The organism is Paenibacillus konkukensis (genome assembly GCF_023523925.1).
Classification (GTDB): domain Bacteria; phylum Bacillota; class Bacilli; order Paenibacillales; family NBRC-103111; genus Paenibacillus_S; species Paenibacillus_S doosanensis.
The window spans coordinates 4,511,192-4,527,365 of record NZ_CP027059.1 but is presented as its reverse complement, the minus strand read 5'-3'; the positions used below and the strand labels follow the sequence as shown (position 1 = coordinate 4,527,365).

11 protein-coding genes and 1 riboswitch are annotated in these 16,174 nt (G+C 54.2%); of the genes, 6 read left to right on the top strand and 5 right to left on the bottom strand.

Annotation, left to right across the window (positions count from 1 at the left end; all coding sequences use genetic code 11):
* Positions 1 to 76: 76 nt before the first annotated feature.
* Positions 77 to 180, bottom strand: a riboswitch (purine riboswitch).
* A gap of 160 nt (positions 181 to 340) precedes the next feature.
* Positions 341 to 2,392 carry a multicopper oxidase domain-containing protein gene (locus tag SK3146_RS19615; RefSeq protein WP_249866369.1) on the bottom strand — a complete coding sequence of 684 codons (2,052 nt, stop codon included), beginning with the start codon at positions 2,390 to 2,392 and terminating at the stop codon, positions 341 to 343.
* A gap of 261 nt (positions 2,393 to 2,653) precedes the next feature.
* Here SK3146_RS19615 and SK3146_RS19610 point away from each other — a divergent pair, with 261 nt between their 5' ends.
* Both SK3146_RS19610 and SK3146_RS19605 read left to right on the top strand, forming a co-directional pair.
* Positions 2,654 to 3,226, top strand: a complete 573-nt coding sequence (locus tag SK3146_RS19610) for a TetR/AcrR family transcriptional regulator (RefSeq protein ID WP_249860409.1) — start codon at positions 2,654 to 2,656, stop codon at positions 3,224 to 3,226.
* A 67-nt stretch (positions 3,227 to 3,293) separates the two neighbouring features.
* A complete protein-coding gene (locus SK3146_RS19605) occupies positions 3,294 to 4,166 on the top strand; it encodes an SDR family oxidoreductase (RefSeq protein WP_249860408.1) in 873 nt (290 codons plus the stop codon).
* A 109-nt stretch (positions 4,167 to 4,275) separates the two neighbouring features.
* Here SK3146_RS19605 and SK3146_RS19600 read toward each other — a convergent pair whose 3' ends face one another.
* Positions 4,276 to 4,614 (bottom strand): MGMT family protein, encoded by a 339-nt coding sequence (locus tag SK3146_RS19600; protein WP_249860407.1) that lies wholly within the window; start codon positions 4,612 to 4,614, stop codon positions 4,276 to 4,278.
* A 62-nt stretch (positions 4,615 to 4,676) separates the two neighbouring features.
* On the bottom strand, positions 4,677 to 5,045 hold the full coding sequence (locus tag SK3146_RS19595) for a DUF4180 domain-containing protein (RefSeq protein ID WP_249860406.1): 369 nt from the start codon (positions 5,043 to 5,045) through the stop codon (positions 4,677 to 4,679).
* 158 nt (positions 5,046 to 5,203) lie between these two features.
* Here SK3146_RS19595 and SK3146_RS19590 point away from each other — a divergent pair, with 158 nt between their 5' ends.
* Positions 5,204 to 6,271 carry an LLM class flavin-dependent oxidoreductase gene (locus SK3146_RS19590; protein WP_249860405.1) on the top strand — a complete coding sequence of 356 codons (1,068 nt, stop codon included), beginning with the start codon at positions 5,204 to 5,206 and terminating at the stop codon, positions 6,269 to 6,271.
* A gap of 218 nt (positions 6,272 to 6,489) precedes the next feature.
* Positions 6,490 to 8,448 carry an FUSC family protein gene (locus SK3146_RS19585; RefSeq protein WP_249860404.1) on the top strand — a complete coding sequence of 653 codons (1,959 nt, stop codon included), beginning with the start codon at positions 6,490 to 6,492 and terminating at the stop codon, positions 8,446 to 8,448.
* Positions 8,449 to 8,585: 137 nt separating this feature from the next.
* Here SK3146_RS19585 and SK3146_RS19580 read toward each other — a convergent pair whose 3' ends face one another.
* Positions 8,586 to 9,443: a class II fructose-bisphosphate aldolase gene (locus tag SK3146_RS19580; RefSeq protein ID WP_249860403.1), complete on the bottom strand. Its 858-nt coding sequence runs from the start codon at positions 9,441 to 9,443 to the stop codon at positions 8,586 to 8,588.
* A gap of 285 nt (positions 9,444 to 9,728) precedes the next feature.
* Positions 9,729 to 12,206 carry an S-layer homology domain-containing protein gene (locus SK3146_RS19575; RefSeq protein ID WP_249860402.1) on the bottom strand — a complete coding sequence of 826 codons (2,478 nt, stop codon included), beginning with the start codon at positions 12,204 to 12,206 and terminating at the stop codon, positions 9,729 to 9,731.
* A 367-nt stretch (positions 12,207 to 12,573) separates the two neighbouring features.
* On the opposite strand from SK3146_RS19575, the gene SK3146_RS19570 reads away from it, so the two are divergent.
* A complete protein-coding gene (locus tag SK3146_RS19570; RefSeq protein WP_249860401.1) occupies positions 12,574 to 14,208 on the top strand; it encodes a response regulator in 1,635 nt (544 codons plus the stop codon).
* A 46-nt stretch (positions 14,209 to 14,254) separates the two neighbouring features.
* Positions 14,255 to 16,078, top strand: coding sequence for a sensor histidine kinase (locus SK3146_RS19565; protein ID WP_249860400.1), 1,824 nt, complete (start codon positions 14,255 to 14,257; stop codon positions 16,076 to 16,078).
* The last annotated feature ends 96 nt before the right edge of the window (positions 16,079 to 16,174 follow it).

Below are 16,174 nucleotides of genomic sequence, written 5' to 3'. Positions count from 1 at the left end.
CCCTTATGGTGTGGCACGGCAAGGTGCCTGCATCGCTCGGACCCGCCTTTCTTCCCGAAGAGGAAGAAACGAAAGTCCCGGATGCGCTGTCACTCATAGTCGGACAATTGCAGTGGTCGTCCGGTAGAAACTTATGGGCCATATCCCCAAAATTATACGAGTCGTTTGAAGTTATATACATGTATAGTACACACTCTTCAGCACCGTTTCAAGAGGAAATTATCGTTATTCCGACAATATTCGCGCTTTATCGCCCGTTGACTCCGAAAGTTTCGCTCCGCGCGCTGTCCAAGCGGCGAATACGCACCGGCCGCAGCGCGGCCAGCGGCCGGTCTCCGGCCTATTCGGGACGGTTCGCCGTCCCGCTTCCGGTGAGGAAAGGCGTCGTCACATTCTCGTACATCAGATGCATCGTCATACCCGACGCGGCGTGAGCGAGATTGTGGCAGTGATCCATCCAGATGCCGGGGTTATCGGCGCGAAACGCCACTTCATAGACATCCCCGGGCCGCACGTCCAGCGTATCCGACCACCAAGTCCCCTTCACAGGCCTGCCGTTATGCGAGAGCACCAGCATACGATGGCCGTGCAGATGCATCGGGTGATCGACCGCGCTTCGATTGATCAAGGTCGTCTTCACCAGATCGCCTTCGCTCACCATAAATGCGGGCGTATTCGGGAACACTTCTCCGTTCATCGTATACAGCATGTCGAACTGCCCGTTGTAGAAGCCGAGCTTATTATCCAAAATCATCGTGAACTGCCGGTCAAAATGACTGTTCGCATCAAACGGCGTCACAGCCTTATCGCCGTAATCGGACGGATCGAATACGGGCATCGTAGAGGCGCTTGCCGCCGTATCCGGAACGGCGCCTTGCCCGTCCGGGCTCAGGAACAGCCCGACCTTTCCTTTGGCCCCCGCGTCCAAAAACACCGGATGATCCGGCATCGTGAAGGTGACATCGTACCGGCCGCCTGTCGTCAGCGTCAGGAGCACATTCTCCATCAGGCCGGGCCGGTACAGGTCGGTGCCGTCGATAGAAGCGACCTGGAACGGCGTTCCCGCAAGCACGAACCGCTGCCTCGTCCAATCGTCGGTATTGATCAGCCTGAGACGCACGGGCGTCCCCGGCAGCACGCTTACCCGCTCAACCGTATCCGACGCGCCTACGGCTAACGTCTGATCCCATCGATGGGTCATCACCGTAAAATCATATACTTTGGGATCGGCGCCCGCACTCGGCTCGACGATCAAGGAACCGAACAGTCCCTTCTGCACCGCTTCCTTGGACTGCTGATGCGAATGATACCAGAAAGTACCCGCTTGCTCCGCGACAAACCGGTACGTATGCGTCTGCCCCGGCATAACCGCATCCTGCGTCACTCCGGCCACGCCGTCCTCGGCATTCGGAACATCGAGCCCGTGCCAATGGATCGTTGCCCCCTGCTCGATATTTTTGTTCACCAGCGTAACTTCAACGAGCTCCCCTTGCTTCACCCGCAGCTCCGGGCCGGGAATTTGGCCGTTGTAGGTCCAAGCTTCCACCGTCTGTCCTGAACTGAGCCTGACCTTCTTTTTCTCCGCGGTCAGGGTGAACTTGCGGTCGGGCTCGCCGGTTCGCGGTCCGGTAAGCCCGGTGACGGACACCGTCCCCGCGAAGGCGGCGTTTCCCGACGTAGCGGCATAATGGGCGGGCCCGGCCATCATATTGAAGCGCTCGGGCAGTAGACTGTTTAGCATCGCCAGATAGAGCAGCCCCGCTGCGGCCGCCGCCGCGACGGTCGTCATGCCCAGTGCCTTCAGCCCATGCAGCCAGGGGCGGAAGCGAAACTCCGCTTCCTCCCGGCTTGCGCTGCGCGAGCGGCTGCCATGGCGTACGGCGAGCGCGGCGACAAGCAGAACATATACGGCCAGCGGAATCGCATCCGTCCACTCGAACGGGACCGGCGCCGTAAAGGCCATATAAAGCGCGGTCAACGCCCCGAGCGCCGCCGCCTGAAAGGGCAGGACGATGCCGGGGGCCGCGGCCAGCCCGCGCAAGCCGGGCTGAGGCGCTTCCTCCGGCGCCGGCTTAGCCTGCCTCCGGACGCGCCAGAGCATCGGCAGCGCGATGAAAAGAATCGACAGCGCCGGTATGCCGATTAACGGCGCATGCAGATACACCCGGTCCTGCCAAAATTCCGGCAGCATCGTCTGCATAGCCCAGCCGACGGCCGCCAGAACGCCGGAGGCGGCAAGCACAATAACGGCGGCCCATATCATGAGCCCGCCTGCCTTGCGGTGCAGCTCAAGTCCGGTGGCGCCGTATACGAGACGGTACGCTTTGCTTGCGGCTATCCAGCTTAAGAGCAGTACTATGAGCAGGCCCCCCGGCTCCGCCTGCATAATCATCGTATTCAAAGATAAATCCCCTTTCTTATGCCAACGCTTACGTTCATCTATTCCTGTCATTATTGTAACTGTATACGCAAAGCGCCAAAACCACCCCAGGTTGGAGCCCAACCTGGACTTAAGGCGAGGATGAGCTCCAGTCTTTGGTACGGCGGAATCGAATCATCAGGCTTCCTGCGCCGCGGGAAGACGCCGTTCCATCACGAGGGACGGGCATTCTTTATGTTTGAAAATAAACGAATGATCGTTTAATATTAACGCATGAGACTAAAAGACGATAACAAAACCGAAGCAATTTTCGAAGCTACGATTCAGCTTCTGAACGAGATCGGCTTCGCCGAAACCTCCATGTCCAAGATCGCCAAGCGAGCCGGCGTATCGGCGGCGACCATCTACGTTTATTTTCAGAACAAAGAGGATATGCTCGGCAAGCTGTACTTGAATGTGAAGCAGAAGATGAGCCGCCGGATGTTTCAGGGCTTTGCCGACACCGCTCCCGTTCAGGAAGGCTTTGAGCTTGTCGTGCGGAACTATTTGGAGTTTATTTTGAACAACAAGGATGAATTTCTATTCATTGAGCAGTTCACCAACTCTCCGCTTCTGCAAAATCTTTGTCTGGAGGAGAGCGGGTCGTTGTTTAACCCGATTTATGAGCTGTTCGAGCAAGGAAAGCGGCAGGGACTGTTTAAACAAGAGGATACGCGGCTGCTCATTACTTACGCCATGTTCCCGCTGGCCCAGCTGGCCAAAGACCACTACAACGGAACCTTTCCTTTCGACCGCAGCAAGATGTCTACGGTGATTCAAATGAGTTGGGATGCTATCAAAGCATAACAACTTGTTTTTTATCCATAAATAAACGAACATTCATTAATTTTAACTCGGAGAGGAGCTTTTATCTATGTCTGCACAAAAAGTATGGTTAATTACAGGTACTTCTACCGGTTTGGGGCGCAGCTTGGCCGAAACCGTCATCGCCCGGGGCGATATGCTGGTCGCTACGGTACGCAATCAAGGGGCTGGCCGAGAGCTGACGGAGCTGGCTCCGGACCGCGTCAAAGTCGTCACGATGGACGTCACCGACGCCGCGGCTATCCGCTCGTGCGTTCAGGAAGCCTACCGCGCCTTCGGGAGAATCGACGTTCTCGTCAATAACGCAGGCTACGGCCTGTTCGGAGCCGTCGAGGAAATTACGGAGGAGCAAATACGCAGACAGCTGGAGACGAACTTGACCGGCTCGATCCTGATGACCAAGGAAGTTTTGCCTCGGATGCGCGAGCAAAGATCGGGGCATATCATTCAAATTTCCAGCGTCGGCGGGCAGCTGGCCACCCCGGGTCTGAGCATCTATCACGCCACCAAATGGGGAATCGAAGGCTTCTGCGAAAGCCTGGCGGGAGAAGTCGCCGCCTTCGGCATCAAAGTGACGATCGTCGAGCCGGGCGGTATCCGCACCGATTGGGCGGGCCGGAGCATGGATCACGGCGACATCCTCGCCGCTTACGAAGGCACTCCTATCGCCCAAATACGCCAAATGCGAGAGGAGCTCGTCCCTTCCGGAGATCCGGACAAGATGGCCCGCGTGATCGCCGGCCTGACGCTTCGCGACGATGCCCCGCTGCGGCTTACGCTCGGCAGCGACGCCTATACGTTATTGCAGCAAATTTTGCCGAAACGTCTGGAGCAATTGGAAGCCGAGAAGGTGCTGACTTTATCCACGGACACTGAACATGCAGGAGCCGCTTCGGACGGCTGGAAGCAGCTACTCAAATAAATCGGCGCGAAGACAGCAGCCGCTGCTCCGGCTTCATACGGGGCGGCGGCCGACGTCTGCCATTCGCCTCCCGCGTTATAGCTACCGTATTCCGAAGTTCCGCAAGCCGTCAATCAGGCCAAGCTGCCGCTCCCGGCCCCTGCTTCGGCACATAGCGGTACGCCTCCAGATCGATCTTCCCTTCCCCGTTCACCGGAACCCCTTCACCGCTCAGGTGCAGCGTCTGCAGAAACCGGCCCTCTTCATCTTGAATGGCGATCTCCCCTTTGGCGTTGACGACCCGGTGCCACGGCAGCCTATGGGCTTGGCTAAGCGAATGCAGTATCCGCACGACTTGTCTGGCCCCTCGGCGGCTTCCCGCCAGCTCCGCAATTTGCCCGTAGGTCATCACGTACCCTTCAGGAATCGCCTGAATAATCTCAATAACTCTCTTCGTAAAGGGCTGCATCGCCGCGCCTCCTCATTGTCTCGACATACCGCAGTCCATCGCGCCGCTTCCCGGCGCAATTGTTACGGCAAGCGGTGCAGAGCCTGCAAACCGGCCGCTTCATCCGGCAGAAAAAACACCTGCTTGCCTTGGTTGCACTCATAAATAAAATCTTTGAGGCTCTTGCTCTTGTAACCGGAAAAATCCCCGATTATCGCAATTTTGAATTGGTACTGCGTATACTTTTGCAAAATCTCTCCGGCCAGTTTGGTGCTTAAGTCGAAGAACGTCTCCGTGATGCAGCCTTTCTCGATGACCATCTTGTCGCACTGCTCCGTATAACTCACTGTAGACATCAGATCCAGGGCATCTTGCGTGTCCTTGATAAGCACGTCCTTGCTTATGACGACAGCGACCTTCGAATCGCCTTGCCGATCGACGCGAATGTCCATTTTTGCCCCCCCTCTCTCGTTTCAATTTTTTGTAAAATTGAGCGTTTGCTCTATTTTAACATAAACGTCCCGCACGCGAAAAAAACATGCCGGCGCCGGCATTTCCTATACGCCCGAAAAATGAGTAAACTAGAAGTACGACAAGGAGGCGAAATCCAATGGCCGATTCGGCAAACCATATGGAAATTGGCATCAGCACATTTTTGGAGACGACACCGGACCCGGTGACAGGAGAGGTGATCAGCCAAGCGGAGCGGCTGCGCCATGCGGTGGAGGAAATTGTCTTGGCCGACCAGGTCGGGCTCGACGTCTACGGCATCGGAGAGCATCACCGTCCCGATTATGCGGGCAGTTCGCCCGCGGTCGTGCTCGCCGCTGCGGCGGCCATGACCAAGAACATCCGACTGACGAGCGCGGTTACGGTCTTATCGTCGGACGACCCTGTCCGCGTGTACCAATCGTTCTCGACGCTCGACGGCATATCGAACGGCCGGGCGGAGATTATGGCGGGCCGCGGCTCGTTCATCGAATCGTTCCCGCTCTTCGGCTACAGTCTCGACGATTACGACGAGCTGTTCGAGGAAAAGCTGGAGCTGCTGCTCGCAATCCGCGCTTCGGAGAAGGTCACATGGCGAGGCGGCCATCGCCCGGCTATCCGCAATCTCGGCGTGTACCCTCGCTCCGTCCAAGACCCGCTGCCCGTATGGATCGCCAGCGGCGGCAATCCGCAGTCCGCGGTCAGGGCGGGCATGCTGGGGCTTCCGATCGCCTTCGCCATTATCGGGGGCGTGCCGCAGAGCTTCGCGCCGCTGGTCGCCCTGTATAAGGAAGCGGCCGCGCGCGCCGGCCACGATCCGGCCAAGCTGCAGATCGCCACGCATTCGCACGGCTTCGTGGGGGATACGAGCGAGCAGGCCGCCGACCTCTTCTTCCCTCCGACACAGGCGCAGATGAACGTCATCGGGCGCGAGCGGGGCTGGGGGCAGCCGTACAGCCGCTCTACCTTCGACGCCGCACGCAGCCTGCGCGGCGCTCTGTACGTCGGCGATCCCGAGTACGTGGCGGAGAAAATCGTATTGCTGCGCAAAAATCTGGGGGTAACCCGCTTCTTCCTGCACGTCAACGTCGGTACGATGCCGCACAAAGACGTGCTGCGCTCCATCGAGCTGCTGGGCACCCGGGTTGCGCCAATCGTGCGCAAGGAGCTGGCACGAAGCTCGGAATAAGGTGCCTGAGTATTTGTGCGGAGCGTTTCCGCAAGCCTAAACAAAGGCTTCGGAGCGCTTCGCGCTATTTTTTTGCCGTATAACGCTTGCCCGGCTTCCCCATGCGGACGGACACCACACATTGTGCCGTAGCGCTCCTCCCTCAAGTTTTAAAGAAAACGCCTCGTGGAATAATACCTTTACCAATTATTTTATCGTTTAGGAAAGGCGAACTCCGTATGAATAATAAGAAAGGTAGGCGGCTGTCCGGCTCCAGCTCCGGTTCCAGCTCCACATTCGCTGCGACGGTCAAGCAAGCTTTTTCAATTACCCAAAGCCCTCTCCCTTGGGAAAAAGCCATCTGCGCCGCAATAGCTTCCGGCTGTCCGGTCTTAGCAGGATTGCTGCTTGGACATTTGCAATACGGACTGACAGCGGGAATCGGAAGCTTCACCTATCTGTACACCTTTAACGTTCCTTATGCCCATCGAGCCAAGAAACTGTTCTTCACGTTTCTCGCGATGTCCCTGGCCGTTGGACTCGGGACTTTGCTCTCCCCCTTCCCGCTAGCCGCTGCCGCGGCCGTGGGGTTGATCGGAGCGGCAGCCGTATTCGTCTTCGGCGCTTTTCAAATCGCAGGACCTTCGGCCATTTTTTTCGTGCTGGGATTTCTCATGTCGTCCGGCATGCCGGAAGCGCCTCAGTTAGCTCCTCTGCGCGCGGGGCTTGTTTTTCTGGGAGGGGCGTTCTCCTGGATGCTGGCCATGACCGGCTGGTTCGTGCGGCCTCACGGTCCTGAGACCGCGGCTGTTCGAAGGGTGTATACGATATTGGCCGACCTGATGGACTCAGCAGGCACCGAGCGTTTCAACGAAGCGAGGCAACGATTGCTCTCTACGCTGAATGCAGCGGGAAATACTTTATCGGCGGGGCATCTATCTTGGTATATCCCCCATCGGTTCAAAAGGCTGGTACGGTTAAATGATCAAGCTCATACGATATTTTTGTACATCCTTGAGCGCGGGGAACAGCGAACGGATAAACTTCCGCAGTCGCTGGGAGCTTATGCCCGGTCGATCGCGGCCTCGTTAGAACGCAATGATGACCGTGCCGTCGGCGCAATCCGACCGCTAAAGCCGGAAGACGAAGACGCTCAACGGCTGTTTGAGTTGTTGACTTCCACCGAAGCCATTTTGACGAAGCCTTCATCCAAGCTTGATCCGGACATTTTCCTATCCAAGCCGTCTGCGCGGACTCTGCTGGGAGGAGCCTTCGATAAAAACTCCATCGTGTTCCTTACAGCCATAAGATACGGAGTCGTCCTCGCCGCCGCTGCCGTGATCGCCGGTTCCCTCCACTTTCGTCATGCTTATTGGGTGCCTTTATCCTGCGCAGCCGTGATGTCCGGTTCGACTATCGTCGCCACCTTTCACCGCGCCATCCAGCGTTCAATCGGAACGATCGCGGGAGTCGTTATCGCAACCCTTATTCTGTCCGTTAAGCCCGAAGGGATGATCATCGTGATTGCATTAATGATATTTACGGCTCTGACGGAGTTCGCCATAGTTTTCAATTACGGAATCGCTGCGCTCTTTATCACCTCCAACTCCTTGCTGATGGCGGAAAGTACCTCTTCCTTGTATGATTTCGCCTATTTTGCAACGGCGCGAATCGTAGATGTCGTGATCGGAGCAGCCATCGGCTTGGTCGGCGTTCTATTGATAGGCTCAAGACAAGCGTCAAATCTGCTTCCCCATCTTATAGCCAAAACCATTCGCAGCGAGCAGCAGCTTCTGTTCGCCCTCTTCTCAGGTGAACGAGCGACCTGGCCTGCCGATGCGCGCTCGATAGAGCGAAGCAAAATGCGGACCAATATAACGAATTTGAAAATCGTATATACAACCGCATTGGGGGAGATTCCATCAGACGCCAGATCCTTGGAGCTTCTATGGCCTGCTATGTTTGCCATTGAGCAGCTCGGGTACTTGCTTGAATCGGGTCTTAAACAAATGGACCGCCCGGTTCTCGAGGATAAGAATCTTGCTCAATTGCTGCTTGTTTTTGAATCGATGGCCGGCGCCGCCGAGCAAAAACGCCCTCCCTCCGCAAAGCCCGTCCCTGAGATTGAAGGGTTCGCCAATATCACGAAGGAATTGAGCGATTTGCAGCATGCGCTTCAAAAAGGATGGGTCACATAAGGAAGATGAGGAATCCCTCCAAATATAAGAAGGGCACCCCGAGTGAGGGTGCCCTTCTTAGCGGTGAGGAGCCGTGGACGGCTAACCTCCCATAGAACTGCTTGTCCAGCTGCCGGCTGAAGCTATGCCGAAGCGAATTAAGCTTTGTTGGAAGAACCGAATTCGCGCATTTTTCCGATAACCGTTTTCTTGATCGCGTCGCGGCCCGGAGCCAAGAACTTACGAGGATCGAACACTTCCAGATCGGTCGTCAAAATTTGACGGGCTACTTTCGTAAATTCGATTTGGTTTTCGGTATTTACGTTGATTTTAGCCGTTCCGAGCGAAATCGATTTTTTGATTTGATCCGTAGGAATGCCTGTACCGCCGTGCAATACGAGCGGCAAGCTTGTGCGCTTGCAAATTTCTTCCATTTCTTTGAAACCAAGGTTCGGTTCGCCTTTGTAAGGACCGTGAACGGAACCCAACGCAGGTGCCAGACAGTCGATGCCCGTTTGTTTTACCAGCTCGACGCACTCGCCGGGATCTGCATAAATAACGCCATTAGCTATGACGTCGTCTTCTTGTCCGCCGACCGTACCCAGCTCGGCTTCGACCGAAACGCCGCGCGCATGAGCGTATTCAACTACTGCCTTCGTCGTTTTCACGTTGATATCGAACGGATCGTGCGAGGCGTCGATCATAACGGAAGTGAAGCCTGCGTCGATAGCCGCTTTACATTTTTCCACGCTGGAGCCATGATCCAGATGGATAGCTACCGGAACCGTAACTTTCATCTCTTCTACAAGAGCTTTTACAATAGCGGTAACGACAGTGAATCCTCCCATATAGCGAGCGGCACCCTCGGAAACACCAAGGATAACCGGCGATTGCTCTTCTTGAGCAGCGGCCAGAATGGCTTGCGTCCATTCCAAGTTATTGATGTTGAACTGACCAACCGCATAACCTTCTTGCAAAGCTTTGTTTAACATTTCCTTCATTGATACCAATGCCATAGAGGATTAACCACCTTTTACATAATGTATTACTTCTTCTTATTACTTTACTCTCCAAACACGGGTTGTGCAACCTTTGTTTCATTATAATGACCGAATTTGCAGCCGGCTAACCGCCGAACGGCGGGCGATTTCGCGCTAACGGATCATTTTGCCGTATATACCTTGCGTTACGTCGGCAAACTCCATTATGCCGCGAAAAACCGCCACTCGAATCGGTCCGCCCATATAAAAAGCAGCCAAGGCCGTTAGCTCGGCGATGGCTGCTTTCACTGCGTCTATCTATCAATCGTTTAAAGTCACGTTGCACCATGTACGCTGGTCGGATGGCGTAATCAGCTCGATGCCGAAGCTTTGCAGGTTCCGCTTCGAATAGTCGAAGGCACCGTCTGCCAGCTTGGCGTGCGGCTCATAATGAAGACGCATTTGATCGTCTATCCAGATTTTATCCTTGTCCGCTTCATCCATAACGCTCCATTTGGGCGGATATTTATTATCCGTGTCGATGACCGCTTTGATTTTAAACGCGCTGTTGACCTTGGTAAAATCGGCGATTTTATTGTCGCTGGTATTTTGGTATTTATGCCCGAATTGATCCGTCGTTTGGATAAAATATTTGAAGAAATTGCTCTCGTCCTTCAGATCCTGGCCGTTAAAATCGCAGAACCTGAGGAATTCCCAGATGGTCGGGTTGCCGGCCAAATAATCCGCGCCTTTGATTTCTTCGACCGTTCCGTCCAGCTTGCGGATTTTGTAAACGGTGTTCAGATTGAAATTCATCGTCGGGTTTTTGATCGCTACCGCTTTGGCTACCGGCTCCTCATAAACCGCTTCGACCTGCTGCTTCTTCAACGTTTTCTCGCCGCTCGGCGTATGGAACGTAACATTGACGTCGAACAGATCGGACGACGGCTCGATGCCGTACGCTCTATAGACGGGGATGCCGTTGGAATTCACGCCGGGAGCGCCCATCAGCACGCCGTCTTGCGTAGCGGCGATTCCTTGCACGACGGAGACCGGCTTGCCGGAATCGTCCTTGAGCACTTTCGTAATATCGACTCTGCGCTTTTTATCGTCGGTGGCGATAATGTTGACTTCTTTGCCGTAGTACGGATAGCCGGCATTTATCGCGTCAATATCCGTCGGGCTTGCGATAAGCTTTTGTTCGGACAAATACTTGCCCGCGGCAAAATGCGTCGACAGCATATCCACCTCGTATTTCATAACCGCATCATGGTCTTTCCAATTGTACACATCCAGATTGGCCGCCGCCGAAGCGATCTCCTGCCCCGTATCTTGGTTGACGACGACGGCGGACACTTTATAATTGGAGCCTTCCGGATCTACCGGCGTATGGTTGGATTTGATCATAAATTTGTAGAAATCTCCGCTTTTTCCGATGGGCAGCTCCCAAGTATGCAAACGCCCTTCCGTTCCGGAGTCAGCTTGCCCTTCGTCCCACGGCGTATCGAAAATCCCCCCTGCGCTTTGCAGACTGGGGCCACCGGACAGCCGTTCCAGCGCATACTTGATGACGTAATGGTCCGTATCCTGCGAAGACGGCGCTTTGAACACTTTGCCGTACTGATCCTTGACCGTGAAGGTGAAGCCGAGCGGCTGCTCGTTCTCAACCAGCATGGCCATGTCCTTCGAGCTGACTTCGATGCTTGCCGGAATGCGCATCGACGATACCTGGAACGTTTGGCTGACGACGGCGTTATCCTCCGAAGAGTAAGGCAGCTTGACGGCGATGGTAGCATCTCCAGCGGATTTCACTTCTTTGAAGACTATTTTGCCGAGCCCGCTGTCGCTCTGCCCGATGGCCGGGGTATCGAGCACAATTCCGCCCGCTGCGGCGACATCGATGAACCCGCTGCTGTATAACGTTTCGATCTGGCTCGGCGTAAACTCGTAACGGTTCGGCCCCGTCACTTTCAAGGAAATGACCGGCTGCTGGCCCGTCGTCGTAATTCTCCCGTCAGCGTCATAGTAAGTATCCCCTGCGCTCAGATTGGGGTCCTTCATGTTCAGCTCGATGCCCGTAGGCGCCACCGGGATACCGGCAGGCAGCCCGGGGTCCGCGGCGCCGCCGCCGTCCCCAGCGCCGGGCACAGCCTGCTTCGCATTATAGGCGGCCAACGCCAGCATAAGACGGCTGGCCTGCTGCCCGCCTCCGAAGCTTCCGTCCGCGGAGCCGTCCATCAGCTTCTTGTCCTTCGCCAGCGCGACATAGCCGTTCGCCCAATCGTCCACGGTGGCATCGGCGATCGGAGCCGACTTCTTGGCGGATGCCTCCCACCCAAGCCCGCGAATCAGGAACGCGGCGAGCTCCTGCTTCGTCACGGCGCCCGCCGGTTGATACTGCTTCCCTTCGGCATCGACGCCGTTCGTAAGACCCGCCGTTCTCAGCGCTTCGATGTAAGGCAGCGCGTAGCCGTTGGCCGGATCATCCGCATTCACATCGGTAAACGTTGATTGAGTAAGCGTTTTATCAACAGGTAACGAGAAAATGATGGCCGCGACCTTGGCGAATTGCGCCCGGTTCATCGGATCGTCCACACCGAATGTGTCGTCCGATACCCCGTCGAGCACGCCGCCGCGGATTAACGCGTCCAATTTATTTTTTACGTCTTGCGGCAAGCCGGCGGTATCTTGGAAACCGGCTGACGATTTCGTTACGGCGCCTTCATCCGAGACCGGAGCAGAACCCGAGGTGACGGCGGCATAGTCCGCATACGCAGCAGGAGCTAAGGAGAGAACCATAGAGCTCAACAAAACTAACGACGATAACCGTTTCATATTTCGTGCACATCCTTCGCTTTTTCGAGATTGGAGTTTCCGTCTGCAACTTAGGAAAAGACCGGATTGCCGCCTCCTTCCCTGAACGACTCAGCATAAGCATGCTAACAAGTATAACGGGGAATCGAACGAGAAATGTAAGCGATATCAATCAAAATCATAGGGCTACCGTATCATTTATACCGAGTGCGGAGAATCCTGCTCTTGACTCGGCCAGCCGCCCATGCAGGTAAATTGTGGGTTAGAGGCGAATAATTACCTACCGGTAAATTGTTGCGCCGATAATAGCAGACCGGGTAGCACATACCGTTGAAAGGAGCGCGGTCGTTATATGTTTTCATTGTATATAGCGGATGATGAAAGATGGGTTCGGCAGGGCTTACGCTCAACGATCGATTGGCACTCTGAAGGGATCGAGCCTATAGGGGAAGCCGAGGATGGATTGGAAGCGTTTGATTTCATCACCGCTTATACGCCGGACATCCTGGTAACGGATATTAAAATGCCGGGGATGGACGGTCTGGAGCTTATGGCCAACTTGAAGCAACGGAATATAAAAACCAAAGTCATTTTCATCAGCGGGTATACCGATTTCAGCTATGCCAAGCACGCCGTCAAGCTGGGCGCTTATGATTATGTCGTTAAGCCGATAGAAGAAGACGTTTTGCTCGATGTGGTCCGCAGGTGTACGGCAGACCTCGCTCAAGAGCGGGAACAGAACCAGCGGCTTGAACGGATGGCGGAAAGTATGCGGGAATGCTTGCCGTTAGCCCGGCAGCGCCTGCTCGAAATGCTGCTGTTTAACGAGTCGCAGGCTCCGATCGATTTATTGCCGAAGTGGGAGACGCTCGGCATCAAGCTGGACCCAAGCGGCATTCAAGTGCTGGCCGTAGCCGTGCAATGCTGGAGGGAGAAAGGGACGAGCGAGAAGTCGCGCTCGTTGGTACGTATCGGGTTAGCCAATATTGGCGAAGAGATCGGCGGAAGCTGGGGAAGCGTCCTCGGCTGCCCGCTTGATCACCACGAGATCGATGTTATTTTGCTCTTATCTCGCCGAACTTGCTCCGCGCCGGAATCGCAAGCCTGCAGCGATCCGCTGTTTTCCGGCTTATTGCAGTTTGTCGAAGCCGCCAAGCGCTACCTGGGCGTCGATGTCAATGTCGGAACCAGCCGCCCCCGGGACGTATCGAATGTATCCGTATCGTGCCATGAAGCGCTGCATGCGTTAAGCTGCGGTTTTCTCGAAGGCAGCGGCCGCGTGTATGAAGCCGCCAAGCTGCCGTTCATCGATGAGGGCGGCGCCCCGGATTATACCGGTCCCGGCGATGTCTGGATGAACCGGTTCATCAATGCGATCAAGCTGGGCGACCAGGAGAAAATGAAGGAACAGCTGGAGGAACTTGAACATCATCTCCATTCCTCGGTCCCCTCCACGAAGCCGCTGCAGTTAAGCCGCGGATTAACGTCACTTGTCAAACAAGTGACGGACAAGCTCGACCTAACCGGAGCGGAGGATGCCGCCGCGCGGGAAACACTGGCTAGGCTGAAGAAGGAGGCGGCGGCTTTGCGGCTGCAATTGCCCCTCATCAAGGAGCTTCTGCTGCCCTTTTTCATCCAAGCGAGCGCACAGATCGGCCACAAGGACTCCCTCAAGAGAAATATTCAATTAGCGATCGAATATATTTGCCGGCATGATCTGCAGGATATCTCGATGAACGAGGTCGCAGGCCACGTCCACTTGAATCCGTCGTATTTCAGCAAAGCATTCCACGATGAGACGGGCGAAACCTTCAGCAAATTCATCATGCGCCAAAAAATCGCCAGAGCCAAAAAACTGCTGAAGCTGACGACCATGAAAGTGTATGAGATCGCGGCGCAAATCGGTTATACGGACTTACGGCATTTCGTCCGAATTTTTAAGGAATCGGAAGGTATCACGCCTTCCCAATATCGGGATAAAGGTTGAGGGATAGCCCCGAACCCGGCACTTCCCGGCAAGGGAGCGGTAAGTCATGTTCAAGTGGAAGTTAAACTGGAAGTCCGTCGGATTCAAGCTATTTATCGTCTATTTCGGAAGCATCGTCATTTCCCTGCCGATCATAGGGATGTTATCTTACAATAAATCGAAAGAAACGATCGAATCCAAGGTCGGCGGCTTTGCGCTGGACAGCGTGAAACAGGCGAATTACCGGCTGAATATGCTTTTGAAAGATTATGAAAACCGTGCGGCGCTCATATTCAGTCTTAAAGAACTGCAGATGGAAATCAAAAATCAGTTCGATGATAATTACAGTCATATTCGGAATGTCGATTATATCAATAAGTTTTTCAGCGACTTTATTAATTCCCAGAACGATACGGTCAATCTTTATATTTTCGGAGAATACGGCAGCTCGATGCGCTATTCCACGGTATCAACGACGATCTCCATGCCGATCATTAATATATTTCAGGACGAGCCGTGGTACAAGCAAGTGCGCGATGCCGACGGAGCCGTTGTTTGGCTGGGCCAACAAGCTCCATTCGCTCCGCATGACGGAAATGAAATGCCGGTATTTACTTTTGGACGGGCCATCAAAGATTTGTCGGGCAATATGGATATCATCGGTATTTTCTTATATGACGTCAACATGGAGGAAATCGTCCAAATTTTAAGCGATATTAGCGTTCATTCTCCCGGACAGTCCTTCATCATTAACAAAGACGGCGTCATTATCGGCGATTCCGACGGAACGCAGTACAAGCAGATGCTACCGATCAAGCTTCCGGATGACGAGAGCGGGATGGAAACCGTCCAGCTTGACGGCAAGGAGCAGCTGGTTGTTTACGACAGCATAACGAATACCGATTTCAAAACCGTCAAGATTGCCTCCATCGACGAATTGCTGGAAGACTCACGACACATCGGCATGTACACGGTTTATTTAATCATCACGTTTGCGGTCGCTGGAACCCTGCTGGCTTTCGCTCTGGTACGTCATATGAATAAACCGATTTACTTGCTGCTGCAATTTATGAATAAGGTCAGAGACGGGGAGATGAAAGCGCAAATTACGGATCGCCGGAAAGATGAATTCGGCCTTTTGTTTGAGCATTTCAACCTGATGGTCGCTCATATGAAAAACCTGATTGAAGAGCTGTATATTCAGCAGCTGTTAAAAAAGGACATCCAGATGAAAATGATGGTATCGCAAATCAATGCGCATTTTCTGTACAACACGCTGGATTCGATCCATTGGATTGCGCGGGTTTATAAAGCCGACGAGATCAGCTCCATGATCTTTCATTTATCCAAATATTTGCGCCTGTCCCTGAATGAAGGCCGGGATATTGCCACCGTTCGGGAAGTAATTGAACTGGTCGAAAGCTACATTTCAATTCAGAAGGTGCGGTATCAAGATAAATTCGACGTGCAAATCGATACCGCTTCCGACGTGTATGACTGCATGGTGCTTAAGCATATTTTTCAGCCGCTTGTGGAAAACGCCATCTACCACGGCATCGAAAAGAAAAAAGGCAAAGGTTACTTAAGGATCTGTTGGAAACAAGACGGCGATTCGCTTGTTTTTTCGGTTGAGGACAACGGAGCGGGCATCGCGGAGGCGAAATTGTCGGAAATCAGAAGCGTTCTGGAGAACGGAGAATTCATCAGCGAAGGAAACTTCGCCTTGAAAAACATTAATTCCCAAATCAAGCTCGGCTACGGCGATCCGTACGGATTGGACATCGAAAGCGAGCAAGGAGCCGGAACCCGGGTAACCGTCACGATTCCGCTAAACGCCGCGCAAAATGCCAAAAATAACAACACTAAAAACAAAATGGGCCCCGTTACCTGAGTTTCATAAAATTCTTACAATATTCCTAGACCCGCTAACCTGTGTCACGACAGCTTGCAAGCGCTGTCACAACAGTCCTTTAAGGAGGTTCTAGGA